Origin of the sequence: uncultured Psychroserpens sp., from assembly GCF_947494225.1 — a bacterium.
Lineage (GTDB): Bacteria > Bacteroidota > Bacteroidia > Flavobacteriales > Flavobacteriaceae > Psychroserpens.
In genome coordinates, this window is record NZ_CANLUG010000008.1 from 68,366 (window position 1) to 92,392 (window position 24,027).

General features: G+C 33.4%; 25 protein-coding genes. 4 read left to right on the forward strand and 21 right to left on the reverse strand.

The features are described 5' to 3' along the window. The first annotated feature begins 58 nt into the window (after positions 1-58). Together Q0893_RS16585 and Q0893_RS16590 are read left to right on the forward strand one after the other, a co-directional pair. Positions 59-1,597, forward strand: a complete 1,539-nt coding sequence (locus Q0893_RS16585; RefSeq protein ID WP_299277765.1) for a HAMP domain-containing sensor histidine kinase — start codon at positions 59-61, stop codon at positions 1,595-1,597. Between the two features lie 3 nt (positions 1,598-1,600). Beyond that, complete coding sequence (locus Q0893_RS16590) at positions 1,601-2,311, forward strand: response regulator transcription factor (protein ID WP_230935597.1); 711 nt, start codon at positions 1,601-1,603, stop codon at positions 2,309-2,311. Between the two features lie 51 nt (positions 2,312-2,362). Here the strand turns inward: Q0893_RS16590 and miaA are convergent, their stop codons facing one another. The 11 genes from miaA to Q0893_RS16645 are packed head-to-tail and all read right to left on the reverse strand — an operon-like array spanning position 2,363 to position 12,666. Further along, positions 2,363-3,274 (reverse strand): tRNA (adenosine(37)-N6)-dimethylallyltransferase MiaA, encoded by a 912-nt coding sequence (gene miaA, locus Q0893_RS16595; RefSeq protein ID WP_299277769.1) that lies wholly within the window; start codon positions 3,272-3,274, stop codon positions 2,363-2,365. After that, positions 3,264-4,094: an ion transporter gene (locus Q0893_RS16600; protein ID WP_298903926.1), complete on the reverse strand. Its 831-nt coding sequence runs from the start codon at positions 4,092-4,094 to the stop codon at positions 3,264-3,266. Before Q0893_RS16600 ends, miaA begins: the two co-directional genes overlap by 11 nt. A gap of 21 nt (positions 4,095-4,115) precedes the next feature. Continuing rightward, complete coding sequence (locus Q0893_RS16605; protein WP_298903925.1) at positions 4,116-6,074, reverse strand: DUF3857 domain-containing protein; 1,959 nt, start codon at positions 6,072-6,074, stop codon at positions 4,116-4,118. 3 nt (positions 6,075-6,077) lie between these two features. Further along, positions 6,078-7,439 carry an exonuclease domain-containing protein gene (locus tag Q0893_RS16610; RefSeq protein WP_299278051.1) on the reverse strand — a complete coding sequence of 454 codons (1,362 nt, stop codon included), beginning with the start codon at positions 7,437-7,439 and terminating at the stop codon, positions 6,078-6,080. Positions 7,440-7,456: 17 nt separating this feature from the next. Further along, positions 7,457-8,113 carry a YggS family pyridoxal phosphate-dependent enzyme gene (locus tag Q0893_RS16615; RefSeq protein ID WP_298903924.1) on the reverse strand — a complete coding sequence of 219 codons (657 nt, stop codon included), beginning with the start codon at positions 8,111-8,113 and terminating at the stop codon, positions 7,457-7,459. 13 nt (positions 8,114-8,126) lie between these two features. After that, positions 8,127-8,261, reverse strand: a complete 135-nt coding sequence (locus tag Q0893_RS16620; RefSeq protein WP_298903923.1) for a hypothetical protein — start codon at positions 8,259-8,261, stop codon at positions 8,127-8,129. A 1-nt stretch (position 8,262) separates the two neighbouring features. Beyond that, positions 8,263-8,892 (reverse strand): hypothetical protein, encoded by a 630-nt coding sequence (locus Q0893_RS16625; protein WP_299277775.1) that lies wholly within the window; start codon positions 8,890-8,892, stop codon positions 8,263-8,265. 12 nt (positions 8,893-8,904) lie between these two features. After that, on the reverse strand, positions 8,905-10,143 hold the full coding sequence (locus tag Q0893_RS16630; RefSeq protein WP_298903921.1) for a DUF1015 domain-containing protein: 1,239 nt from the start codon (positions 10,141-10,143) through the stop codon (positions 8,905-8,907). Continuing rightward, positions 10,144-10,785 carry a M23 family metallopeptidase gene (locus tag Q0893_RS16635; RefSeq protein ID WP_298903920.1) on the reverse strand — a complete coding sequence of 214 codons (642 nt, stop codon included), beginning with the start codon at positions 10,783-10,785 and terminating at the stop codon, positions 10,144-10,146. It lies immediately after the preceding gene. 12 nt (positions 10,786-10,797) lie between these two features. Then, positions 10,798-11,688, reverse strand: a complete 891-nt coding sequence (locus Q0893_RS16640) for a 3-hydroxyacyl-CoA dehydrogenase family protein (RefSeq protein ID WP_298903919.1) — start codon at positions 11,686-11,688, stop codon at positions 10,798-10,800. A gap of 18 nt (positions 11,689-11,706) precedes the next feature. After that, positions 11,707-12,666: a Gfo/Idh/MocA family oxidoreductase gene (locus Q0893_RS16645; RefSeq protein ID WP_298903918.1), complete on the reverse strand. Its 960-nt coding sequence runs from the start codon at positions 12,664-12,666 to the stop codon at positions 11,707-11,709. 156 nt (positions 12,667-12,822) lie between these two features. On the opposite strand from Q0893_RS16645, the gene Q0893_RS16650 reads away from it, so the two are divergent. Then, entirely contained in the window at positions 12,823-13,464 is a 642-nt protein-coding gene (locus Q0893_RS16650) for a protein-L-isoaspartate(D-aspartate) O-methyltransferase (protein WP_299277780.1), read from the forward strand. Positions 13,465-13,494: 30 nt separating this feature from the next. Here the strand turns inward: Q0893_RS16650 and Q0893_RS16655 are convergent, their stop codons facing one another. From Q0893_RS16655 to smpB, 5 genes are all read right to left on the reverse strand, one after another. Further along, positions 13,495-13,986: a GNAT family N-acetyltransferase gene (locus Q0893_RS16655; protein ID WP_299277783.1), complete on the reverse strand. Its 492-nt coding sequence runs from the start codon at positions 13,984-13,986 to the stop codon at positions 13,495-13,497. Further along, positions 13,987-15,828, reverse strand: a complete 1,842-nt coding sequence (locus Q0893_RS16660; RefSeq protein ID WP_298903915.1) for a Xaa-Pro dipeptidyl-peptidase — start codon at positions 15,826-15,828, stop codon at positions 13,987-13,989. It lies immediately after the preceding gene. Between the two features lie 139 nt (positions 15,829-15,967). Continuing rightward, entirely contained in the window at positions 15,968-16,486 is a 519-nt protein-coding gene (locus Q0893_RS16665; protein WP_298903914.1) for a hypothetical protein, read from the reverse strand. 10 nt (positions 16,487-16,496) lie between these two features. Further along, positions 16,497-18,962, reverse strand: coding sequence for a DUF5686 and carboxypeptidase regulatory-like domain-containing protein (locus Q0893_RS16670; protein WP_299277787.1), 2,466 nt, complete (start codon positions 18,960-18,962; stop codon positions 16,497-16,499). A 167-nt stretch (positions 18,963-19,129) separates the two neighbouring features. Then, a complete protein-coding gene (gene smpB / locus Q0893_RS16675) occupies positions 19,130-19,588 on the reverse strand; it encodes an SsrA-binding protein SmpB (RefSeq protein WP_298903912.1) in 459 nt (152 codons plus the stop codon). A gap of 82 nt (positions 19,589-19,670) precedes the next feature. Between smpB and Q0893_RS16680 the strand changes: the two genes are divergently transcribed. Beyond that, the gene (locus Q0893_RS16680; RefSeq protein ID WP_299277791.1) at positions 19,671-20,432 is read left to right on the forward strand and encodes a DUF6503 family protein; all 762 of its coding nucleotides are present in this window, start codon (positions 19,671-19,673) and stop codon (positions 20,430-20,432) included. Here Q0893_RS16680 and Q0893_RS16685 read toward each other — a convergent pair. The 5 genes from Q0893_RS16685 to Q0893_RS16705 form a co-directional block, all read right to left on the reverse strand. Then, on the reverse strand, positions 20,425-20,940 hold the full coding sequence (locus tag Q0893_RS16685; protein ID WP_298903910.1) for a histidine phosphatase family protein: 516 nt from the start codon (positions 20,938-20,940) through the stop codon (positions 20,425-20,427). The two genes, Q0893_RS16680 and Q0893_RS16685, sit on opposite strands and share 8 nt — an antisense overlap. A gap of 74 nt (positions 20,941-21,014) precedes the next feature. Further along, entirely contained in the window at positions 21,015-21,677 is a 663-nt protein-coding gene (deoC, locus tag Q0893_RS16690; protein ID WP_298903909.1) for a deoxyribose-phosphate aldolase, read from the reverse strand. A 219-nt stretch (positions 21,678-21,896) separates the two neighbouring features. Continuing rightward, positions 21,897-22,757, reverse strand: a complete 861-nt coding sequence (locus Q0893_RS16695; RefSeq protein ID WP_299277804.1) for a TraB/GumN family protein — start codon at positions 22,755-22,757, stop codon at positions 21,897-21,899. Positions 22,758-22,816: 59 nt separating this feature from the next. Continuing rightward, positions 22,817-23,305, reverse strand: a complete 489-nt coding sequence (locus Q0893_RS16700; protein ID WP_298903907.1) for a thioesterase family protein — start codon at positions 23,303-23,305, stop codon at positions 22,817-22,819. Between the two features lie 50 nt (positions 23,306-23,355). Beyond that, complete coding sequence (locus tag Q0893_RS16705) at positions 23,356-23,952, reverse strand: TetR/AcrR family transcriptional regulator (RefSeq protein WP_298903906.1); 597 nt, start codon at positions 23,950-23,952, stop codon at positions 23,356-23,358. Positions 23,953-24,027: the final 75 nt, after the last annotated feature.

The window sequence follows — 24,027 nt, forward strand, 5'->3', positions numbered from 1 at the left end:
GTTAAAATACTAAATTTGAATGATGGGCAAAAAGCTATTCATTTTATTGGTGGTTTTAATGAGTTTATCACTCATTGGCATCATTTTCGTTCAAGCATTTTTTATAAATAACACCTTAAAAAACGAGGAAAAACAATTTACGTCTGATGTTATTCGATCTCTAAGTTTAGTGTCGAAAGCTATTGAAGACAAAGAACTTCTTAGTTATGATAGGTTATATAAAGAAGTTACCAAAAATGGTAGAACGCCTGATACTACAGAAATCAAACAACTTTTGATTTATGACTCTTTTGATGAAGATACTGATCAGGCCATACAATTTAGAAATGCCATTGCGGAAGAAAGTTTTAAAGTGCCCTCATTGTTCTTTGACATTGGTACAGACAGTATAAACATAAGCAGGTTTACTAATATTAGTGAAACCAAAGTTTATGATCGAAGCCCTATAGATGGAAGAATAAGTTTAAGCCCATCTCAAACGTTTAGAGATTATAGTACAATGGACGAGTTGGGGCGAAGTTTTTACAAAAAAAACTATCGCGCAGTTTATAAAAACTATCCAATTTATAAACGTATCTCTAATGAGGAAGTTTCAGATTTTTTAGAATCTCAATTTTCAATTAGTGGTATAAAAACAGCGTTTGAATATGCAATTTATGACAAAGATTTATCGACTAAAATTAGGTCTGATAATTTTGAATTAAATCCAGAGTCTACTATAGGAATTCCAGTTTTTTTGGATGATAAAGGAAGAAGTAAATACTCGTTATATGTAGATTTTCCTGAACGGAGAAAATATTTATTATCGTCAATTTTGGGAATGATTGTATTATCTATCATTTTTACTTCCATAATTATTTTGGCTTATTCAAGTGCTATTTATCAGTTGATTAGACAGCGTCAAATCTCTCAAATCAAAACTGATTTTATAAATAATATGACGCATGAGTTTAAAACGCCTATTGCAACTATAAATTTAGCCTTAGACTCTATACGAAATCCAAAAATAATTGGTGATCAAGATAAGGTCATGCGTTATTTAAAAATGATTAAGGATGAAAATAAGAGAATGCATGCTCAAGTAGAAAATGTATTACGAATTTCGAAGTTAGAAAAAAACGAACTTAACATTAGTAAGGAACGTGTAAAGCTCCACGACTTAGTAGAAGATGCTATTACGCATGTTGAATTGATTGTAGAGGACAGAAAAGGCTACGTTAAAACGCATTTAGAAGCAGATAAATCATCGGTTTTGGCTAACGAAACACATTTTACAAATGTGATTGTCAATATTTTAGACAACGCTATTAAATATAGTGATTCGGCACCAAAGATTGATGTTTATTCTGAAAACATCGGTAATAATGTATTGCTTAAAATTTCAGATCAGGGAAATGGAATGTCTAAGCAAGTTCAAAAAAGAGTGTTCGAGAAGTTTTATAGAGAACATACTGGAAATGTACACAATGTAAAAGGGCACGGTTTAGGTTTAGCATATGTTAAACGAATTATAGATGATCATCAAGGTCATATATCAGTAGAAAGTGAAAAGGGAAAAGGTAGCACATTCATAATAAAGCTACCATTAATATCATAAATTATGGAAGAGCAAAATAAGAAAATTCTTTTAGTAGAAGACGATCCAAATTTTGGAACGGTTTTAAAAGATTATTTAAACATGAACGACTATGACGTAGTTCATGCTAAAAACGGAATGGAAGGTTTCGAAAAATTCAAAAAGGACGATTATGACCTATGTATATTAGATGTTATGATGCCTTATAAAGATGGATTTACCCTAGCTAAAGAGATTAGGGAAAAGAATACTGATGTTCCAATTATTTTCTTGACTGCCAAAGCTATGAAAGAAGATGTTCTTAAAGGGTATAAAGTTGGTGCAGATGACTATTTAAACAAGCCATTTGACAGTGAAGTACTTTTAATGAAGATTAAGGCAATTATGCAGCGTAAAGCTACAGATACCATTGCAGATAGCAAGCAATTTGAATTCAAGATTGGACGTTTTGACTTGAATTCTAAATTACGTTTCTTAAAATTTAATGGAAAAGATCCGATTAAATTATCTCCAAAAGAGAATGAATTATTACGTATGTTAGCTTTACATGAAAACGACCTAATGCCTCGTGAATTGGCCTTAACAAAAATATGGAGAGATGATAACTACTTTACATCTCGAAGTATGGACGTGTATATTGCTAAACTTAGAAAGTATTTAAAATTAGATGAAAACGTGGAGATTTTAAATATCCATGGAGAAGGTTTTAGATTAGTTGTTAATCAAGATGCCTAAGTAGAATTATATCATATTAAAAGAAGCCAATCATTTGTTGATTGGTTTTTTTTATGAATCCATCTCTAATTTAATTGCAGCTACGATAGCTTCTAACTTATATTGGTAATCAAACCAGATGGTGTTTTCGTTCTTTTTAAACCAGGTTAGCTGGCGTTTTGCAAAACGTCTGGTGTTCTTTTTTATTTCTGAAATAGCAAATTCTAAATCCCATGTGCCGTCTAAGTAATTGAAGAGCTCTTTGTATCCTACTGTATTAAGGGCATTGAGATGTTGCATTGGTTTTAACTGCTTTACTTCGTCTAGTAAACCTTCGGTTATCATAAGATCAACACGTTGGTTGATTCTATCATATATGTTTTGTCGCTCTGCTGTTAACCCAATGGTAATCGTCTTAAAGGCTCTTGTCTTGTCCTTGCCTTTTAAAAATGAAGAGTAGGGTTTTCCACTTGAGAGGCAAACCTCTAAAGCTCTTATAACACGTTGCGGATTATCAATAGCAATTGTTTTATAGGCTTTCGGGTCTAATGCTTTAAGTTGAGCCTGTAAAGGTTTTAATCCTTCGTTTTGATATCGAGTATTGAGTAATGTTCTTGTGGCTACATCAATTTTTGGTAAATCGTCTAAGCCTTTCGTAACAGCGTTTACATAAAGTCCAGACCCTCCAACCATAACGACGACTTTATGTTTTTGATGCAGCTTATCAAGTAATGCAATAGCATCTTTTTCAAAAGCACCAACATTATAATAGTGATCTACAGATAAATGTTTTATAAAATGATGAGTCGCAGCGGCAAGTTCAGAAGGGGTAGGAGCAGCAGTGCCAATCTGCATTTCGTTATAAAACTGTCTGGAATCTGCCGAAATAATTTCGGTATTAAAATGACTGGCTAGCTTAATACTAAGTGCCGTTTTTCCTATCGCTGTAGGACCAACAATAGAAATTAAATAGTTAGTTTTCATTTAATTCATGACCACAATTATGGCAAAACTGAGAGTTATCACGATGCTTTCCTTCTAAACAATTAGGGCAAGATTGTGTGTTTGTGTGTACGTCGTGCTTATTTACTTTTGTCATTTCAGAAGACACAATTCCTGTGGGTACAGCAATAATACCATAACCCATAATCATAATTAAAGAAGCAATAAACTGACCTAAGGGTGTTGCAGGTGCAATATCACCATAACCAACTGTAGTTAATGTCACAATAGCCCAATATACACTTCGTGGAATACTTGTAAAACCACTACCTTCTTTGCTTTCTACTAAATACATAATCGTTCCGAGAATAATGCATAAAATGATTACAAAAGAAAGGAAAACAGCAATTTTTGCTCGACTGGTTTTTAAAGCTCTTACAAAATTTGTTGACGCGCCTATATAACGCGTGAGTTTTAAAATTCTAAAAACACGTAACAATCGTAATGCTCTAAAAGCGACGAGTGAACTTGAACTTACAAAAAAGAAGGATAAGTACATTGGTATAGTAGAAAGTAAATCAATGATACCATAAAAACTCGTAACGTATTTTAATGGTTTTTTTACACTAATAACTCTAGCTATATATTCTATAGAAAATAGAATGGTAATAATCCATTCTGAAATAATAAGAAAGTTATGATATTTCGTGTCAATGCTTTCTACACTTTCAAGCATTACTAAAACGATACTCGCTAAAATAACAAAGAGCAAGATGACATCAAACAATTTTCCGGCAGGCGTATCTGCCTCATAAATTATTTCATGCAGTTTCTTTTGCCATTTTGAAGTTTTAGTGCTCATGAATTCAAAAATACTAAAAGTTTATTGTTTTTTCTCTAAGACAATAATGGAGTTGTTCTGTATGTCAATAACCTTAGTCATAATTTCTTTTAGAGCTTCGTAATAATTAGGTGGATAAATAGCTTGACTGAAGGATAATTTAAAATATAATAAGACCTCATTGTTTTTTTGTTGAACAGAAAAGCGTACTGAAGCCTCTCGACCAGGTAAAGAAAGGTTTAGGTTTTGAGGAATCTCTAATATGTTATATGAATCATCGACATTAACTTTAATTTTATAGATATAAGTGTCCTTGTAACCAAAGTCAATTGGATAACTTCGTTCTTGTAATCTAAAAGGGTTTTTTGGAAAAAACTCTAACAGTACTGGATTTAAATATATGTTATTTCCAATGATTTCGGCTGTGTTTTGTACTTCAAAACTACTTTTAAAACTGTCTGAGATTTTTTCTTTTGTAATTACCTCAAATTTTGAAAATTCTAAGAAGTCAAACTCATTTTTAAAGTTGTGTATAAACTTTTCGGAATCTTCAAAATAACGTTCTTTTATGGGTAAAGCATGATAGCCAGTTGATTCAAAATCTACATTGGCTGTAATGTTTTGATCTTTATCAATGCTTAACTCATAACTATATTGCATGAGACTAGTGTCTTCAATTTTTATTTCATACCAAGAGCTTCCGTTTGCAAAATCTAAAACTCTTCCATACTGATTAAGGCATCTAAAAGGGACCTCTCCAAAGGCCACATAGTTACTTGTTGCATCCAATAGGTATGTTTTACCATCAATTACAGCTTTTATGATGAGATAATTAAAGTCAGAAATAACGGGGTAAAGCACCGTAGCAAACCCATTTTCCCTTGTGGAGAGCACGATGAGTTGCACGTCGATTTCGAACTCGTTTAGTAATAAGTACAATAACATGTTAATGTCTCCAACATTTCCCGTTTTGTGTTCTACTAGGTATTTGGTTGAAATGTTGTCAAAAGCACGTTTTCCGCCATTCCATTTGTAGTTGCTTTGAACATATTCAAAGATTTTTTTCGCTTTTTCTAATGGATCAGAAAGCGAAGTAATGTCTTCTGAAATTAAATTTTTATAGTCTGTTGTTTGGATCAATTCATGTCCTAAAGAAGTGTCTTTAAGAATCTGATTATCAACTACTTGCCATGTTTTTGTGATATGTTTAGTATTTCGATATCCTTTTATAGACTTTAACTCGTATTCAATTCTTGACAGATAGTTGTCTTTTGTAGTGATATAATCTTCAACAATAAAAGCAGGAATATCTTTCATAATATACTTGCTAACATTGCATATAGCATTACTACCTGGTATTCTAGTGCAATAAGGGTCTTCTGTGATTTCTTTAGATGTAAATTCTAAGTTTCCTACTAATTTTGCATGGTATTCAAAATGACTAGGAATACTTGCATTATATTCGCTATACAATTTAGGAATGTCACTCTGAAAACTCCATCCTTTGTACTTATATAGAAAAGGAGATATTTTGGTGTAGCTATAAACAACTACAGAGCCTTCCTTTATTTTTGGAAATACGATTTTAATAGTTTTTAAACTTTCAGATGCGTCTTCTTCAAAAATAGCGGCCTTTTTTAATCTAGTCTTTTCAATAGAACCATTTACGAGATTATAAACAGTAGCTTTTATGTTTTTGATGCTTTCTTTGTCTCCGCTATAATCTTCAAAAAGAGGAATGATTACTTCGCCGTAACTAAATCCCTTTTTATTAAGGATTTTTACTTTTTTCTTTACCTCTGTTTCAATATTGAGAGTTCGAGAATTAACATCACTTTCTCCAACTTCATATATAACTAATGCATTTGCGGTAGAATCTTTTTCAAATACATTTAGTTCTAGGTCTTCTTTTGTGACATCAAAACTGTCTGAATTAAATTTTGATTGTGAATGTGCGGAAGTAACACCTAGTAACAAAAGTAATACTGTAATATATCTCATAAATTAAAGTGAAATGGTTTTAACTCTTTTATTGCGGCGCAAATAACTTTGAATAATGTGCTGTGTGTCTCGATTGTTTTCCATTGGTGTAATAATAGACTCGAGAATTTCGATATTATTAATTTGATGGTTTAGATCGTAAAAGCCTAAACCTTTAAAAACCCCATTCTCAATGTAAATCACACTTTTTTCGTCTATATCTCGACCTTGATCGATAATAACCATATTTTTATTGTCATAGCTGTTCTTAGCAATGAGTTCCTGAACACGCTTATTATAATCTTCTGGAGCTTCTTCATGGATACAGGCTCCATTACAACTTTTGATCGTATAATTAAAGCAATTTGATGATGTTGGATATAAACCTGTTAATTTCTGGCAGAGCATATATTGCTCAACCACTTTAAACATAAAACTTTTAGCACTTTGCATATTGCTAAATGTGGTTATGGGTTTTTCGTTAGCATTTGTTTTATCAATTTTTAAATTGATATAGCCATTTTCGTCAATAAAACTATATAAAGCGTGTGTAAAGATAGTTCGTCTTAACGCTCTGTTATATAGTGGTTTATTTCTTTTTATTTCTTCGCTCTCTTTTAACAAGGCAACAAGTTCGCTTCCTGTGGCTTCATAGGTAACTGATTTTGCTAATAGCTGTAGTTTTTTAGACTTAGTACTGTTGTTTGTAAAATGCTGATTAATACGATGCTTGATGTTTTTACTCTTACCTATGTATATAATTTCACCGCTTTCATCATGAATATAATAGACACCTGTAATAGAAGGTAATTTATCTATAATTAAGCGATGATTATCATTAAGACGCTTTATAACTTCTGTTTTGACATTACTTTTAATGATATGTTTATCTATGTCTTTAGATAATAACATTTTAAATAATTTCACTGTAGCCATGGCGTCACCATTGGCTCTATGTCTATCACTAACAGGAATGCCAAGTGCTCTTGTTAATTTACCTAAACTGTAAGAAGGCTGGTCTGGAATTAATTGTTTTGAAAGTTCAACAGTGCATAAAGTTTTACGTTTAAAACCAAAACCTAAACGCTTAAATTCTGTTCGTAAAATTCTATAATCAAATTGGGCGTTATGAGCCACAATAATACAGTCTTCGGTAATTTCAACAATACGCTTGGCGACCTCATAAAATTTTGGAGCCGTTTTTAGCATATTACTATTGATTCCGGTAAGGTTAACCACAAAGGGCTGTATTTCGCGTTCTGGATTGACAAGACTAATGAACTTATCAATGACTTTATGTCCGTCAAATTTATAGATGGCAATTTCAGTAATGCCTTCTTCATTGTACTTTCCGCCTGTTGTTTCTATGTCGAGTATTGCGTAGATAAATTGATGTTTTTAATTTAATAATTACGACTGCCAAATATACTACTTCCTACACGAACCATTGTACTTCCACAATCAATTGCTAATTGGTAATCTCCGCTCATTCCCATACTTATCACATCAAGTGTATTATGAGTTGTTTTGAGCATATCAAACGCTAATTTAAGTCTTTCAAATTCTTGTCGAACTTGTGAGCTGTCATCGGTAAATGTTGCCATTCCCATAACACCAATAATATTAACGTTGTTTAATGTTGAAAAGTCTTCTGAATGTAATAATTCGTTGGCATCAGAAGATGACATTCCAAATTTGGAGTCTTCTTCAGCAATTTTTATCTGTAGTAAACAATTGATAATTCTATTATGCTTTTGAGCTTGTTTATCAATTTCCTTGAGTAATTTTAGGCTGTCAACACCATGAATTAAAGTCACAAATTTTGCCATGTACTTTACTTTGTTACGCTGTACATGACCAATCATATGCCACTCTATATCTTTAGGCATTTGATCGTGTTTCTCTACCATTTCTTGGATTTTGTTTTCTCCAAAAACACGTTGCCCAGCAGCGTAGGCTTCCATCAAATCACTTACAGGTTTTGTTTTAGAAACAGCAACTAGGGTGACATGCTCTGGTAATTGAGATTGTATTGTATTTAGATTTTGTTTGATGTCCATTTCCTTGTTATAATTAATCTAGATTTGAGCCTTTATCATTCCACCAATCATTTGGGTTTTCTGCCTTTTTTCCTGTATACTCGTCCCATCGTTTATAGATATTATAAATGATAATAACAATTAATAAAGAGACTAAGATATATTTCATTTTACATATTCTGTTCTATGATGTATTGATGCTTTGGAATATCGAAAACCGAATTTTCTAACTTTTGTTTTTTTACTTCTGTTGCTACAACTCTAACGCTTATAGCATCGTAGGTCATTTCCAGCTTAAGGTATATTGCTTTCATTAGTTTCATAATGTCATACTTATTACCTACCGTAAAGTTTTTGTAATATTCAGGGTTTAATGAGAGTTCGCTGGTATAATAGTATGTTTTTGTACCATAGCCATCTTCTACAATGAGTTTATCGCATATATAGCCTAAAATTGTATCTGTTCTTTTTTCAATTTTATAGGAAAATGTTTCCTTTTTGTCAGTGTTAACCTTGCTGTAGAACAATGAATCTGATTTTATGTTGTGTTTGTAATACACCATAGAATCATTATGCCTAAAAAGCTGATAACTGATGAATCTTGAATTGGTAAGTTCTTTGTAATATCCATTTTTGAAGTAAGTAGTTACATCTGTACCTAATTCTTTCTTGAGTTCGTCATTTGATAAAGCCGTTTTATTTATGGGATATTCAGACTTGTAAGTTATGACACCCTCGAAATCTTGAGCCTGCATAGTTAATGTCATTAAACATACAATAAAAGACCACCTGAGTTTCATACTATATCGATTTTAGAATTCATAAATTGTGACACCACTTCGAAGTTTAGGTTCAATAAAAGTACTCTTAGGAGGCATTTTAAGTCCGTCGTCTGCAATGTGTTTCATTTCGTTTATATCTACAGGAACCATACCAAACCCAACAGCAAATTCACCATTGTCAATGCGTTCTTTTACATTAATGATGTCTTTCTTGCCATTAATATAATCGATACGCACATCATTTCTTAGGTCTTCAATGCCCAAAATAGGTTGAAGAATAGTATTGTATAAAATTTGGGGGTCTAAGGCATCTAAAGATGTTTTAAAATTGTAGAGCGATTTCCGAAGGTATAAGGAATAAAACTCACCATCTAAGTACATACTAAAATGATGCTTTTTTGAGGGCTTGTAGGGAACAACACCTCTGTTTTCAATTCTGAAGATGGTATCCAATTCGATTAAGAACTCTTCCTTTGTAAGTCCATTTAAGTCTTTTACTAGTCTGTTAAATTCATGAATACGCAATTCTGATTCTGGAATGAGAAAGGTCATAAATTGATTGTAAGACTCATCTCCAGTATGTTTTGGGTTGTTTTTTTTTTCGTCTTTATAAAGCAAATATGACGACGCCGAGCGATGATGACCATCTGCAATATAGATAGTAGACATTTTTTCAAAGGCTTCCTTGATAGTGTCAAGTAACGATGGATCTTCTAATTTCCACAGATAATGTGTGTCTCTATAGGTCGTTGTAAATTCAAATTCTGCACGCTCTTTTTGAACGTTTTGAATGATTTTTGAAATGGTTGGATTATCTGGATAGGTGAGAAGCACAGGTTCTGCATTAAATCCAACTGTTTTTAAATAGTCTTTAAAAATACGTTCGCGATATTCAATAGTATCCTCATGTTTCTTGATGGTGTCCTTTTCGTAATCTTCTGCACTAGCTGCTGCAACAATACCATTAAACACTTGGTGATCTCTATCTACGATTTTATAAATGTAGTATGATGGTGTTTTGTCATGCACAAAAACATTATCCTCTTTAAATTCCAAATAACGATTGCGCACAAGTGTATAGCGTTCTGTACCTGTAATCTCTCGGGCATATTTATAGCCAGGATTTACGATATGTAAAAAAGAAAACGGGTTATAATCTAATCGAGCTTCACGTTCAGCCTGTGTATACGTTTGATATGAGCGCGATGCAACAAGACTCACTTTATCACGTGTTGGTCGAACTGCTTTAAATGGAAGTATTTTTGCCAATTATTTTCTGTTTTTATTTATAAACGCTGTTGGATCTAAATATCCTGTAGTATCAGAAGAATAACCACCTCCAATACTTAAGCCAACGGCATCTCTTAGTTCTAGATGAAGATGTGCATAATAATTACCATTACAATTGCCAATAGTAGCAATTTGCTCACCTTTCTTTATAAAGTTATTTGCCTTTACAACCATAGTATCACAATGTGCATATAGTGATTCGTATAATGTGTTATTATGTAAATGCACAATTCTAACCACATTTCCCCAGCCACCTTCATAATCTTTTACTTCACTAATATAACCATTTGCTATAGCATATATAGGGTCTCCTAAATCTGTGTTACCACCACCAACGCCATTCCAATCATCACCTAAATGATCGTTTTCTTGAAATTTTTGAGCATTGTAATAACCACGTGCATTTGGTTTGCCAATAGGAAAATCAAAACCATCAGAACTATAATCAGGATTGTCTGTTAGAAGTTTGAGATAGTCTGTTTTCTGCTCGATGACTTCCGTTGTGTCTTCTGTAATTACGATATCTTCTATAGTATGGACTTCCTCATTTGTTGTTTTATCATGGTTCTTACATGCTACGAAAGCAAGTAAAAGAAGCCCACAAATAAACAAACGAGTCATAAAAAAGGAGATTTACTTAGTAAACTGCTTCGCTACAGTTTCTGCTTTTCTACTTTCAGAATAATCATAGAATCCCTCACCAGATTTCACGCCAAGTTTACCTGCTCTAACCATATTAACTAATAATGGACAAGGCGCGTATTTTGGGTTTTTAAATCCGTCGTACATCACATTCAAAATAGATAAACAAACATCAAGGCCAATAAAATCTGCTAGTTGTAAAGGTCCCATAGGATGTGCCATACCTAATTTCATTACGGTATCTATTTCTACTACACCAGCAACGCCATTGTAGAGTGTTTCAATAGATTCATTAAGCATAGGCATTAAAATACGGTTGGCTACAAATCCAGGGTAATCGTTAACCTCAGTTGGTATTTTACCTAAAGTTTTTGACAATTTCATAATGGTATTAGTTACTTCGTCACTCGTATTATAACCACGAATGATTTCTACCAATTTCATGATAGGCACAGGATTCATAAAGTGCATTCCAATAACCATTTCTGGACGAGATGTTGCCGCTCCAATTTGAGTAATCGAAATAGAGGAAGTGTTGGTTGCTAGAATAGTGTCATCTGGACACGCCTCATCTAACTGCTTGAAAATTTTAAGTTTTAAGTCAATATTTTCTGTAGCAGCTTCAACCACAAGACCAGCATATTCCACACCTTCGGTGATGCTAGTAAATGTTGTAATATTATCCAACGTAGTTTGTTTGTCGCTTTCAGAAATTTTCTCTTTAGCAACCATTCTATCTAGGTTTTTAGAAATGGTGGCTATACCTCTTTTAAGAGAATCTTCGCTAATGTCTATTAGTTGTACTTTAAATCCAGATTGAGCAAAAGTATGGGCAATTCCGTTTCCCATGGTTCCAGCTCCTATAACTGCTACGTTTTTCATTTATATTGATTTTATTTTTTAAAATTGATCTATTATCATTGTTGCTACGCGTAAGGCTTCGGTTCCGTCATGAAGTGTTACGATAGGTGTTGTGTTGTTGTTTATAGCATCAGCAAATGTTTCTAATTCGTCTAAGATAGCATTGTTGTTAGCTATTTGCGGGTTGTCAAAATAGATTTGTTTTTTTATGCCTTCAGCGTTTTGTAGAATCATATCAAAATCTCCAGGTTGTTCTGGCGCATCTTTCATTTTTACAACTTCACATTTCTTTTCAAGGAAATCCACAGAGATGTAAGCGTCCTTTTGAAAGAAACGTGTTTTTCTCATGTTTTTAAGAGAAATACGACTTGCTGTTAAATTAGCAACACAACCATTTTCAAATTCAATTCTTGCATTTGCAATATCTGGTGTATCACTTATTACAGAAACACCACTTGCTGAAACATTTTTTACTTTAGATCTAACAACGCTTAAGATGATGTCTATGTCATGAATCATTAAATCGAGAACGACAGGAACATCTGTGCCACGTGGATTAAATTCGGCCAAACGATGTGTTTCAATAAACATTGGGTTATTGACTTGATCTCGAACTGCTATAAATGCCGGATTGAAACGCTCTACATGACCAACCTGACCTCTAATGTTATGTTTGGCCAATAATTCTCTAATGTGTTCTGCTTCCTCAACTGTGTTAGTAATGGGCTTTTCAATGAAAATATGTTTGCCTTGAGCGATTGCTTTTTTAGCGCAATCATAATGCGACAAGGTTGGTGTTACAATATCTACCATATCCACAGCTTCAATAAGCGCTTCAATAGAATTAAAGTATTTATAACCAAATTCGGTTTCCACCTTTTTAGCATTGGTTTCATCTGCGTCATAAAACCCAACAAGGTCATATTTTTCAGATTGATTAAGAAGTCTTAAATGGATTTTACCAAGGTGACCAGCACCTAGAACACCAGCTTTTAGCATGATTTTACGTTTTCAACAAAAATAAGATTTTTCAGAGTTTATTTATGAGAAAATGACAATAAAAAATCATTGCTTTTATGAGGTTGATAATTCAATTAGATTTAACTTTCAGTATAAAAATGTTTCAGTTATTTTAGCATAACAAACTTAACTACTTTGAAAGACACGTTTAAACATCAAGGGCTACGGCAAAAGCTGGTGGCCACGCTAAAATCCAAAGGCATATCTAACGAAAAAGTTCTGGAAGCTATAGGTGCCATACCAAGACATTTATTTATGGATTCTAGTTTTTTAGATCATGCTTATCAGGATAAAGCATTTCCAATTGCTGCCGATCAAACCATTTCACAGCCATATACTGTTGCATTTCAAACCGAACTTATGCAAGTTAAACGTGGTGATACCGTTCTTGAAATAGGAACAGGAAGCGGTTATCAAACGGCTGTTTTATGTGTGCTTGGCGCTAAGGTGTACAGTATTGAACGCCAGAATGAACTCTATAAAAAGACAAGCAAATTCTTACCAAAATTGGGATACAGAGCAAAGAAACTCATTTTTGGAGATGGTTATATTGGTTTAGAAGATGAAGCTCCTTTTGATAGTATTATTGTAACAGCTGGTGCTCCTTTCGTACCTAAACCCTTATTAAGTCAGCTTAAAATAGGAGGACGTTTAGTTATTCCCGTTGGAGACGATGTACAAATTATGACCTTATTTATTAGAAAAGGGCCAAAAGAGTTTGAACAACATGAATTTGGAGAATTTCGTTTTGTACCTTTATTAGAAGATAAGAATTAAATGGCTATTTTTTTTATTAACAAATAATGATTAAAGTGTTCGCTCCATTATATAATCATCCATAACATAACCTTCACCAATATCTTTAATGGCTGTTCTGGTTTTGATATAGCCTAACTTTTCATAGGCATTGATAGAATTCGTATTAAACCTATTTACCGTTAATGTTATCGTTTTACACGCATGATTTGTCGCTTCTTGATCGATAAAATTCAAAGCCGTCTTGCCGATACCAAGACCTCTAAAATCTTTGGAGATATAGATTTTACTTAAAAACATGGTATGGTCATTTTTTTTAATCGCCAGGTAGCCAACCAAGACCATATTATAACTGATTGCATAATATTTGTAACCATCTTCTATTTGCTGCTTAATGGCTTCAGAAGATTGAAATTTATCCAGCATGTAACTTACTTGATCTATTCCAATTATTGGTGTATAATGCTCGCGCCAAATTATGTTGGCTAGTTGAGCAATAGCATTGCAGTCATCCTTGCTTTTTACTGCACGTATTTTTGTCATTTATTTCTGTGTAGCCTTTTTATAAGCTTCAATCCCCCCAACTATAGGAAGGTTCAACTTAGTATTTTTGATATTTATAGACAGCGTCGTACCTGGGTCTGGGTGTAATGTAAATTCCTTATCGCTAGAAAAAATCATTAAACCAATTTGCTGGCCTTTCTTTATAATCTGGTCGTCTGGTTGAAGATCGAAATTCAAAGTATAGGATTTGTCTATTTTTAACGGAGCACTCTTTGTTAATGATTTATGATTTTGAGGATCTGCCCATCCACGAGTGATAATATCATTTGTGATTTTTCCGCCATCCCACGGTAAGGCAACCAACCAAACAGATAAATTTGCCGCTGGTTTGTTGCTACTTAATTCAATAGTAATATTTGCCAAGCCAGAAATGTGTATATCTTCAGTAAGTGTAGGAGAAAGATATAAGAGTCTATGTTCTGATGATTCCGCTTTAGCTAAATCTTTTCCAGAGAAACTTACATCATCAATTAATTTTTCGGATATGGCTTTCCCTTTAGTTTTAGTCGTACTTAAGCCTCCTGCCTTATTTCCACCAGCAGTGAGATGCAGGGTGACATCTGTGGCATCTGGGTTTGGATAATCTTTATATGTTGTTGGGTTATTTGGTTTATCATCCTCTCTTACGATATGCGCTTTGTTTGCTTCATTTTCAACGCCATTTTTAATACCATGTAAATATCGTGTAAACCAACGGTTCATCATAGCTGTAGGAGGTGGGCCACCATGTCCATTTTGATGGTAATAGATTTGAGCAGGCAAGCCTTTTTCTTTTGCAGCTTTATATATACGATAGCTATGTTCGGGCATGACATTCCAATCGTTAAATCCGTGTGACATTAGCAAAGCGGCTTTCATTGGTTTCATCTCATTGAGATAATCACGTCCAGCCCAAAAATCGTTATAATCGCCTGTGAGACGATCCATGCCATTGGCCATTTCGGTATCTCTAACCGTTTTATTATTATAAGGGCGTTTAGCTTCATCGCCACTATGAATATAATCGTAAAGCACATCAATGTCTTCTCCTAAATATCCTCCTGGGGAACGCACTAACCCATTAGAACGGTAATAATGATAATATGACGTGTTAGGAGCAATTGGAATGATGACTTCTAAACCATCAACACCAGTTGTTGCTGCTGCTAAGGGTAAAGTACCATTATAAGATGTTCCGGTCATACCAACTTTCCCTGTACTCCAATTGGCCTTAACTTCTTCGTTTCCATCTGGTGTTGTATAACCTTTTGCGCGACCGTTTAACCAGTCGATAACAGCTTTAGGCGCTAGAGATTCATTGTCGCCACCAACTGTAGGAGCACCTTGTGATAAACCTGTTCCAGGAGACGATGAATGTACAACTATATAGCCTCTAGGAACCCAAGTTCTTATAAGAGAATTAGATATGATAGGGCGTTTACCACGACGCTTAACCTCTGGATGTGCGCGCTCTTCTGCGGCCTCTCCAAGTTCTATCTCTACATTCCAAAACACACCTGGTACATCTGCAGCAACTCCTGCATAATAAGGACTTGTTTCATATATTACAGGTAATTTTAAGCCTTCACTTTCCGTTTGTTCTGGACGTGTAACATCAACATGCATTCGGTCTAATTTACCGTCGCCATCGGTATCAAAATTAGTTTCTACCCATAAATCGTGTCGTATCCATTTTCCAGAATCACTAAACGCTTCAACGATTTGCGCTTCTCCGTCTTTAAAAGCAGGTTTTGCTTCTTGAGACGTATCTTGGGCATTGCTAAAAGAGAATACCGATAAGGCAAAGAGCATTAATGATGTCGATTTAACTGAACTTGTCATAATTTATAGTTTGATAAATGTTTTGATAAAAATAAGAAGTAATATGGCTAAACTAAAATGATTTAACTTTTTGATAAAAGTTAAATCATTTTATAGTTAAACATGAGTATGCGTTTAAAAAGATGTAAGACCTAAAAACTTATTGTTTACTCAAATACTTCTTAGGTATTGGGTTGTCTTTTGTTTCCTGTTGCCAATAGATATTAATAATCCACCAACGATTGCCATCGTTTAATAGTTGAATACTATTAATCCCTCTCATAAATGGCTCTTTATCGCTTTTGTTTCTGAAGGATTCGTATGTGCTAAATACTTGAGAAATATTACCAAAAGTTTGAACTTTTCGGCTGATTTCAACTTCGTGAAATCCATTTTCAACAAGCCATTTACCTGAGCGTTGAATATAATCATCTGGTGTCATGAAGGTGGCATTGTGAGTACCTTCGTTATCTTTCCCTGACGGAATGAGTTTAGCATCTTTATGAAATAGATACTTGAATAATTCCCAATTACGGGCTTCACCTTTATCTCCAGAGATAACACTATATAACGTTTCTATTGTACTATCTAAGGATGCTACTTTTTTTGAGTAATCGGTTTTATCTTGTCCATAGCTAAGAGAACCAATCACGAATAAAATTAAAATTAAATTTTTCATAATGTTGAGATTAAAAGAATTTCAAGCCAAACAGAAATGCATCGCTTTGAAATCCACCTTGATACGAACGTACGTAATCTAAACGTAAAAATCTAAATTTTCCCCAACCAATATTGTCAAGCCCGATTGTGTATTCTTGATATGGTTTATTGTCTGGAGTAGATAAGGCGTGTGCTCCAACAATAAGATTAAAGTTTAGTTTCTTTAGAAGTGGCACTCTTCCTAATAGAAATCCGTTAAAATCATGTTCGGCGTGCATCTCTAAATATGAATCATTAGTGCTAGCCGCGTAATATGGTAAATTATTAAAGACATTGAGATAAGATCCAGAGCCAATATGTGTTTGGTTGCCATTAAAATGTTGATAATCTACAAAAGCGATATCATCTCCACCAAAGAATTTACCCGCTTTAATATTATATCGAAAACGCCCTTTATCGCCAACATTGAGCCCTTGTGTTACTCTAAATTTTACTTGATCAAAATTATAATCGTCTATGGATGACGCAAAGCCTTTTTCGTATCCAAGAATTACGGTTGGGTACTTAGAATTTGGAATGTTGTATTTACCATCTGGATAGCTTAAATAATTTTGGGCAAAATTAATGCGAGCCGTAAGATTAAATTTCATGATATTATGAGTGTCAAAAGGAGCAACACCATAAGCTGTTTCATCTAAAGGGTTATTGCTAGTATAAACTTTGTCATCTTTTGGATACCACGCCTGATCTGTGGTGTTAAATAACGCCTTACGTCTTTGATAGCCTAAACTTGTATTAATTCTAAAGCCATTGAATAATTCATTAGAATAGGAGGCTTGAACATAGCTGTATTCAAAAATCTTCATATAGTTTTCTTCTGAAAATAGAGAAAAACCTGTGTTTAAAGATTTGGAGATAGGATTACTTGTATTAAACTGTTGGGTCACAACACCTCCCGAAAGTGTTAAGAAAGGTCTGCTCTTGTTGTTGAATTTATAAGTTGCTGAAAGTGTCCCTCTTAAACGATCATCGCTAAAGCCATAATTAATGTTTCCTCTTATGGTAAAGAAGCGCTCAAAATCATCGTAACTTTTAGTGTAAAAAGCACCTATGTTAGCATTCCACCCTTGAACTGTATTAAAACTAATAGCCTCTATAGGAGAGCTAATGCCAGCTCTCCAGTTTTCATATGAATTAGTATAAGTATATCCACCAACGATATCACCTAATTTAAATTTATTATTCACACCATCCACAGAATCCTTATAGGTTTTAGATTCTCGAACAATTTGGATGCTATCTTTTTTGATATAATCTGTAATTTCTTCGACAGTTAGAGGTACAGGTCTGATTGTATTCCAGAAGGTAGAGTCCTTTTTATTAGCAGCCTCTGCAAATGATACAATTTCTCTGGTAAAATCTTTTCGTGTTAGGCCAGGATTAAATTTGTAATCACTGTAAACGGCTGTAAAGCGACCATCACCTTTTATACCAAGAATTCCGTATTTAAAATCTATATTTTGAGATATTTTAGCCCAAATATTATCTTGTTCAGAAAAGGAGAAATTTTGTGTTATGGTAATTTTGTCAACGGCAGGAATTCGAGCCTGAGTTCCTGTAATATCTAATTCGGCTGCATAAATGGTCCATTGATCTTCAACGATGTATATATAACCTTCAAAAACGGGATCATTTTCTCGCCTAGGCGTTGCTTTTATTTTGTTGATAAGGTTACCTCTGTCATCATAGAAGATACCTTCTAACTTATAACGATAATATCCAAAAGCATTATTAGCAATTGGTGTAATAATTTGATTCCCTATTTCTACAGTATTGTTATATAAGTCGTAGTCAACATCTATGGCATTGTTAAAACTAAATCCGTTGTCATCGCCACTAACTTTAGAAGCTAAGATTTTTTCTTTGAGTTTATTTGGTCTTAAAAACTCCAATTTAGAAACTGTTTCAGATAGGTAAATGACACCACTTCTTGTAGAATCTAGTCCGCCACCTAAATCTCCAACTTCGGCACCAAGAATTTTTTCAGGTGCATCTTTAATCCTAATCAATCCACGAGAATAGAAGTCTGATTTATAACTTTGAATTTTGTTCTGATTTTCTTTTCGCTTTGCAATAGCCTGACGAATAATAATATTGGCAGGGTTTTCTTCGGCGTTAACAACAACTTCGTTTAACGAAATTTCTTCGTCTAATAAAGTGGCGTCTAGTGTATAAGGAAAGGAACTTATGGTTACTGTTTTTTTTACCGTTTTATAGCCTAAAAATTGAAATACAATAGTATAATCACCAGATTTGCTAATGCCAAGTTCGTAGTTGCCGTCTTCGTTACTTGTAGTCCCTGTATAGGTGTTTTCTATGTAAATATTTACAAATGGTAAGGGTTCGTCTTTGTTATCTTTAACCGTACCTTGGATTTGAGAAAAAGATTGAAAAGTAATTAAGAATGTGAATGCGAGGAGTAATTTTTGTTTCATAAGAATTGATTGATGGTTTATTTATATAGACGCACAATTTTATAAAAAGGTTGCCTAAGCGATGCCAAACATAGGTATTTATTTAAATGACTTTTGTTAAACAATCATAAATAAAACTAACTTTCCTGTTAAATATTATCTCAGATTTTGAACTTATCTATATGTAATTACTTATAGATTTTTTTTATACGATCTAGATGGCGTTTATTATCGCGATCTTTTATTGTGTCGCGTTTGTCAAAGAGTTTTTTTCCTTTACCTAAGGCAATTTCTAACTTAGCTAAACCCTTTTCATTGATAAATAAGCGCAATGGAACAATAGCATTTCCTTTAACATTAACTTCCTTTTCAAGTTTTTTAAGTTCACGTTTATTAAGCAAAAGTTTACGCTCTGCCTTAGGTTTATGATTGTAGTAGTTTCCGAAGACATATTCTTGAATTGTCATGTTTATTACAAACAATTCTCCACGATCATTAAACTCACAAAAACTTTCGGCAATGGAGGCTTTACTATCTCTAATGGATTTAATTTCTGTTCCAGTAAGTACAATACCAGCGGTGTAAGTATCGAGAATTTCGTACTCAAACTTTGCTTTTTTGTTTTTTATGTTAACCGGTTTTTGCATGGAAGGCAAAGGTAATTATTTTTAACTTTTATAGCTGTTATGAAATGATTAGTTTTCCGACTTAATTTCTAAAGTTAATTATATGAAATATCTCGTTATTATTACGTTATCCTTTTTGCTTTTAAATTGTAAATCTGATGCTTCTGAAACGGTGACAGCACAATCGCTTATAGACAAAGCGATTCAAGTGTCTGGAGGGGATTTGATGGATTCTACTACCATACATTTTGACTTTCGAGACAAGCATTATATGGCTTTTAGAAATAAAGGGGTTTTTCACTTAGAACGACAATTTAAAGCGCTGATATTTGAGGAAGTAGATTCTATTAATGAGGTCAAAGATGTTCTAAATAATAAAGGGTTTATGAGGTTTGTTGATAATTTTCCAATGAACGTCACAGATACTATGGCAGCTAAATATGCGGCTTCTGTAAACTCAGTACATTATTTTTCTGTACTACCATATGGTTTAAACGATGCTGCGGTTAATAAAAAACGATTGGCAGATATGATGATTAAAGATCATGAGTATTTTACTATTCAGGTAACCTTCAATCAAGATGGAGGAGGAGAAGACTTTGAAGACGTATTTATTTATTGGATTAACAAAGCGTCATACAAGGTTGATTATTTGGCATACTCATACAATGAAAGTGACGGTTTAGGACTTCGGTTTAGAGAGGTCTATAATGAACGTTATATTAAAGGTATAAGGTTTGTAGATTATAATAATTATAAGCCCGATGACGCCTCGATATCTTTAATTAAATTACCAGAATTATTTAATAACAATCAGCTAAAACTATTATCTAAAATAGAACTAGAGGAGGTTACGGTTAATTAATAGTTAGAACCTGATCTGTTGTGGTTCCATTAGATATGGTCACAATATAAAGGTTGCCATTATTATTGTCGTTGATATCTTCGTACTTTTTGTCTTTCAATATCATATTAACAAAAGCAGGAGTTGTATTACTATGTCCAACAACTAAAACAGTTTGTCCCTGAGTTGCCTTGGCGAAATCTTCAGAATATAATGCTCTCGGGTCATAGAACTGAAGTTCAACTTTGTTTTTCTCAGCAGTAGGCGCAGCGGTTTGCATAGTACGATTATACTTTGTAGAATAGACAGCATCAAACTTAACGTGCTGAAGGATTTCACTCCAATGTATTGCCCTTGTTTTTCCTGCATCGGTGAGATCAGGATTTCTATTCGTTTTATCACTTCTATCTTTTTCTGCATGACGAATAAAATAATAGGTCGTAATTTCTCCGTTTTTTTTACCTGTTTCTTGAGCAAAAGAAGGCAAAGCTATAGTGATAACTAGTAGTAGTGTAATAATATGCTTCATAGTAGTGTTTTGTTGATAGTCAAATATAAATGACTCCAAATTTAAAACTTAAAAAACTATGTTAAAACTTAAGGTTAATAATCGGCGCGCGAGAGCTCTCCATTTGCTATAGCAACACCTTTGGAAGTGCCAATTCGTTCTACACCAATGTCAGTATATTTCCTGGCAGTTTCATAATCGCCTATTCCACCAGAAGCCTTTATCTTACATTTGTCTCTAACCGTTTTTCTAATAATTTTTACAGCGGTAAGCGTAGCACCACTTTTTGTAAAACCAGAAGAGGTTTTTACAAAGTCAACTTTTGCATCTAGGCAAATTTCTGATGCCTTAACAATGCCGTTTTTAGACAATTCACTAATCTCTATGATAACCTTTAATGGCGTTTTTCCAATTGCAGTTTTTACATCTTTGATATCTTTAAAAACTTCAACATAATTTTTACTTTTAAAAACACCAAGATTCATGACCATGTCAATTTCATGAGCACCATCGTCAATGGCCTGTTTGGCTTCAAAAACTTTAGCTTCAGTTGAAGAAGCTCCTAAAGGAAAACCAACAACGGTACAGATTTTTATACTAGAATCTTTTAGTAATTGTTTTGCTAATGGTACATAACAACTATTAATGCAAACAGAGTAGAATTTGTGTTTTTTGGCTTGATTACAATGGTCAATAATGTCCCGTTCAGTGGCAGAGGCACTTAAGAGTGTGTGATCAATATATGAGTTAATATTCATATTAAAGTAGGCGTATTTTATCACCAATTCTTGATTTGAAGAAGAATCGGCATACTTTTAACTAATGTAAATTTGGGAATTAATAGCAATTCAAAGTTAGCAATTAAATCTAATAATCATAACCTTAATTACTAAAGTTTTATTGTATAAATCAAGAGTTTTAAACAAGTTTTCAACAAAAAGCCTCTTTTCAGAGGCTTAAGCTGTGTTTTTAAGACATTAGTTCACTGCTTTTACAGTGTATCCAGCTTTTCTTAATAGCTTTATAACGCCTTTTTTACCTGCTAGATGACCTGCACCAACACCAAAAAATGTAGGCTGTTTCTTAGAGAATTCTTCGATCTTAGGTATCCAATTTTTATTTCTGTTATCCAACATTTTGTCTCTGTGTTTGGTTGTCGATAAATTTTTATCTTCTTTCATCATAACATCCATGCCCTCAATATCTTCATTGTCATAAAGTTGAAGCATTTTAACAAATGATTCTTTGTCATAAGCTAAGTTGTCTTTTACAGAACGCAATAAGTCGGCAGCCTGATCTTTATAAGGAATCTCATCAAATACATTTAATTGGTCTTCAACTGTTTCTAAGCCTAAAACTTCTTCGTTTTGTTCATGAGCAACTTTCATCAGCGCTTCTTCATAAGATTGAACAGGGCAGCCCAATAATTTCGGATAAAACATGGCACTTATGAAGAATGGTTTAATGTTAGCCATGGCCTCAAGAGGCATTCCTAATTCCTCTTTTATAAATTTTGATATAGTTTTGTATTCGTCTTCAGTGACTAAATCTTTAATGGTTTTACCATCTTTCATGTATAGACCTTTCATCATTGTCATTTGCATTGAAGGGTCATCCATATCTAGCTCCAATACAAGTAATTTGGTTGCCTTCATTGCTTTTTGTACATCTTCGTCCAGAGATGCATCACAAGTCATATGTATAGTACCATATAAATATGATGACTCTTTTAATCCGTTACCAGATATTTCCCATAATAGCGATTTTTCAAGCTCTTGTCCATTAGAGTTGGTAAAAAAGCCAAGGCATAATGCCAAAAAACATAGTATTTTTTTCATAATTAAAGTTTAAGTTTCCTCTTATAAGTATCTATGAATACTGAAATGTTACACGCCATTTAAATTTCTGTTTTAATTCGTTTAAATTCAAGAACACGTTCTTCAAAAGTGGCCCTGTCTATTGGACTAATAATACTTTTAAAGAGGGCTATTAACGCTTCTGAATGTTGTTCTCTTGATTGTTTAAGAAGATTGAAATGTACAAAGCCACACCATATAATTGCTTTTAGCTGTGATTTGTCTTCGTTATACATGCGCATTTCTACTTTAAGCTGACTAGAATCGTAGTATATTAATTGGGATTCGATGATTACCGTTTCCATTAAAAACGCAGGCTTGAGATAAGCAATTTGGTTGCTACTAGACACCCAACTTATACCAATTTTTTGAGCCATTTTATAAATGTCAATGTTATAATGCTTTAATAATTGATCTTCGCGGTGATTCATGAAGTAGTTGATATAGCTTCCGTTATTTAAATGATTGAAAGGATCACAGTCTTGAAACCTTATTTTTGTTTTACTGTTTACAATTTTTGGTAGTGTCATACGTGTTGTTTTTAGAATATACCAATTGGTATATTATATGTTAAATTTTTTTAAGATTTTAAGTCGTTATGAATCATTTGATCAATTTGATTCATTGTGTCTTTCATATAGAATTCGTCATCCATGGTATAGGTCATAAAGACGGCTCCTTGAATCATGGTGTCAAGTCGTTTTGCATATTGCATAGCATTGATTTCGGTTGAAATTTCGCCAGCTTCAATTCCATTTTCAATAATAGTCGCCACCTGATCTTGAATTTTTTCAATTACAATTTTTACATTTTCTAATAAAGGTGTATTTTGATTGTTTGCATCAACACCAATATTTAGTACAGGGCAACCGCCTAACTGCTTGCTATAGTCATAATAGTTTCTATAAAAGTCTGAAATCAAAAATAACTTCTGAATTGGTGAATCACTGAGTTCTAAATGTCTAGAAATACGTTTCATTAAAGCCTTTACTGTAAATTTAAAAGCTGATATTGCCAATTCTTCTTTGTTTTTAAAATTGCCATAGATGGCGCCTTTGGTTAAACCTGTAGCTTGAGTAATATCGCTCATACTTGTTGCAGCATAACCATTTTGATTAAAAATAGGAGCTACAGTTTCTAAAATATAGTGTTTCGTAAGATCAGCTTTAGTGTGCATGAAACAAATATATTAAAAATATACCAAACGGTATATTTAAAAGTATAAAAAACTCGATTTACTTGATTATATTTA

Excerpts from the sequence above, each read along its gene's own strand:
- Q0893_RS16620 (WP_298903923.1), bottom strand. The coding sequence starts at position 8,261 with ATGAAATATATCTTAGTCTCTTTATTAATTGTTATTATCATTTATAAT.
- Q0893_RS16600 (WP_298903926.1), bottom strand. The coding sequence starts at position 4,094 with ATGAGCACTAAAACTTCAAAATGGCAAAAGAAACTGCATGAAATAATT.
- deoC (WP_298903909.1), bottom strand. The coding sequence starts at position 21,677 with ATGAATATTAACTCATATATTGATCACACACTCTTAAGTGCCTCTGCC.
- Q0893_RS16665 (WP_298903914.1), bottom strand. The coding sequence starts at position 16,486 with ATGAAAAATTTAATTTTAATTTTATTCGTGATTGGTTCTCTTAGCTAT.
- Q0893_RS16685 (WP_298903910.1), bottom strand. The coding sequence starts at position 20,940 with ATGAAGCATATTATTACACTACTACTAGTTATCACTATAGCTTTGCCT.
- Q0893_RS16625 (WP_299277775.1), bottom strand. The coding sequence starts at position 8,892 with ATGAAACTCAGGTGGTCTTTTATTGTATGTTTAATGACATTAACTATG.
- Q0893_RS16655 (WP_299277783.1), bottom strand. The coding sequence starts at position 13,986 with ATGACAAAAATACGTGCAGTAAAAAGCAAGGATGACTGCAATGCTATT.
- Q0893_RS16660 (WP_298903915.1), bottom strand. The coding sequence starts at position 15,828 with ATGACAAGTTCAGTTAAATCGACATCATTAATGCTCTTTGCCTTATCG.
- Q0893_RS16615 (WP_298903924.1), bottom strand. The coding sequence starts at position 8,113 with ATGGACATCAAACAAAATCTAAATACAATACAATCTCAATTACCAGAG.
- Q0893_RS16635 (WP_298903920.1), bottom strand. The coding sequence starts at position 10,785 with ATGACTCGTTTGTTTATTTGTGGGCTTCTTTTACTTGCTTTCGTAGCA.
- miaA (WP_299277769.1), bottom strand. The coding sequence starts at position 3,274 with ATGAAAACTAACTATTTAATTTCTATTGTTGGTCCTACAGCGATAGGA.
- smpB (WP_298903912.1), bottom strand. The coding sequence starts at position 19,588 with ATGCAAAAACCGGTTAACATAAAAAACAAAAAAGCAAAGTTTGAGTAC.
- Q0893_RS16640 (WP_298903919.1), bottom strand. The coding sequence starts at position 11,688 with ATGAAAAACGTAGCAGTTATAGGAGCTGGAACCATGGGAAACGGAATT.
- Q0893_RS16705 (WP_298903906.1), bottom strand. The coding sequence starts at position 23,952 with ATGCACACTAAAGCTGATCTTACGAAACACTATATTTTAGAAACTGTA.
- Q0893_RS16605 (WP_298903925.1), bottom strand. The coding sequence starts at position 6,074 with ATGAGATATATTACAGTATTACTTTTGTTACTAGGTGTTACTTCCGCA.
- Q0893_RS16585 (WP_299277765.1), top strand. The coding sequence starts at position 59 with ATGAGTTTATCACTCATTGGCATCATTTTCGTTCAAGCATTTTTTATA.
- Q0893_RS16590 (WP_230935597.1), top strand. The coding sequence starts at position 1,601 with ATGGAAGAGCAAAATAAGAAAATTCTTTTAGTAGAAGACGATCCAAAT.
- Q0893_RS16645 (WP_298903918.1), bottom strand. The coding sequence starts at position 12,666 with ATGCTAAAAGCTGGTGTTCTAGGTGCTGGTCACCTTGGTAAAATCCAT.
- Q0893_RS16680 (WP_299277791.1), top strand. The coding sequence starts at position 19,671 with ATGAAATATCTCGTTATTATTACGTTATCCTTTTTGCTTTTAAATTGT.
- Q0893_RS16670 (WP_299277787.1), bottom strand. The coding sequence starts at position 18,962 with ATGAAACAAAAATTACTCCTCGCATTCACATTCTTAATTACTTTTCAA.
- Q0893_RS16700 (WP_298903907.1), bottom strand. The coding sequence starts at position 23,305 with ATGACACTACCAAAAATTGTAAACAGTAAAACAAAAATAAGGTTTCAA.
- Q0893_RS16695 (WP_299277804.1), bottom strand. The coding sequence starts at position 22,757 with ATGAAAAAAATACTATGTTTTTTGGCATTATGCCTTGGCTTTTTTACC.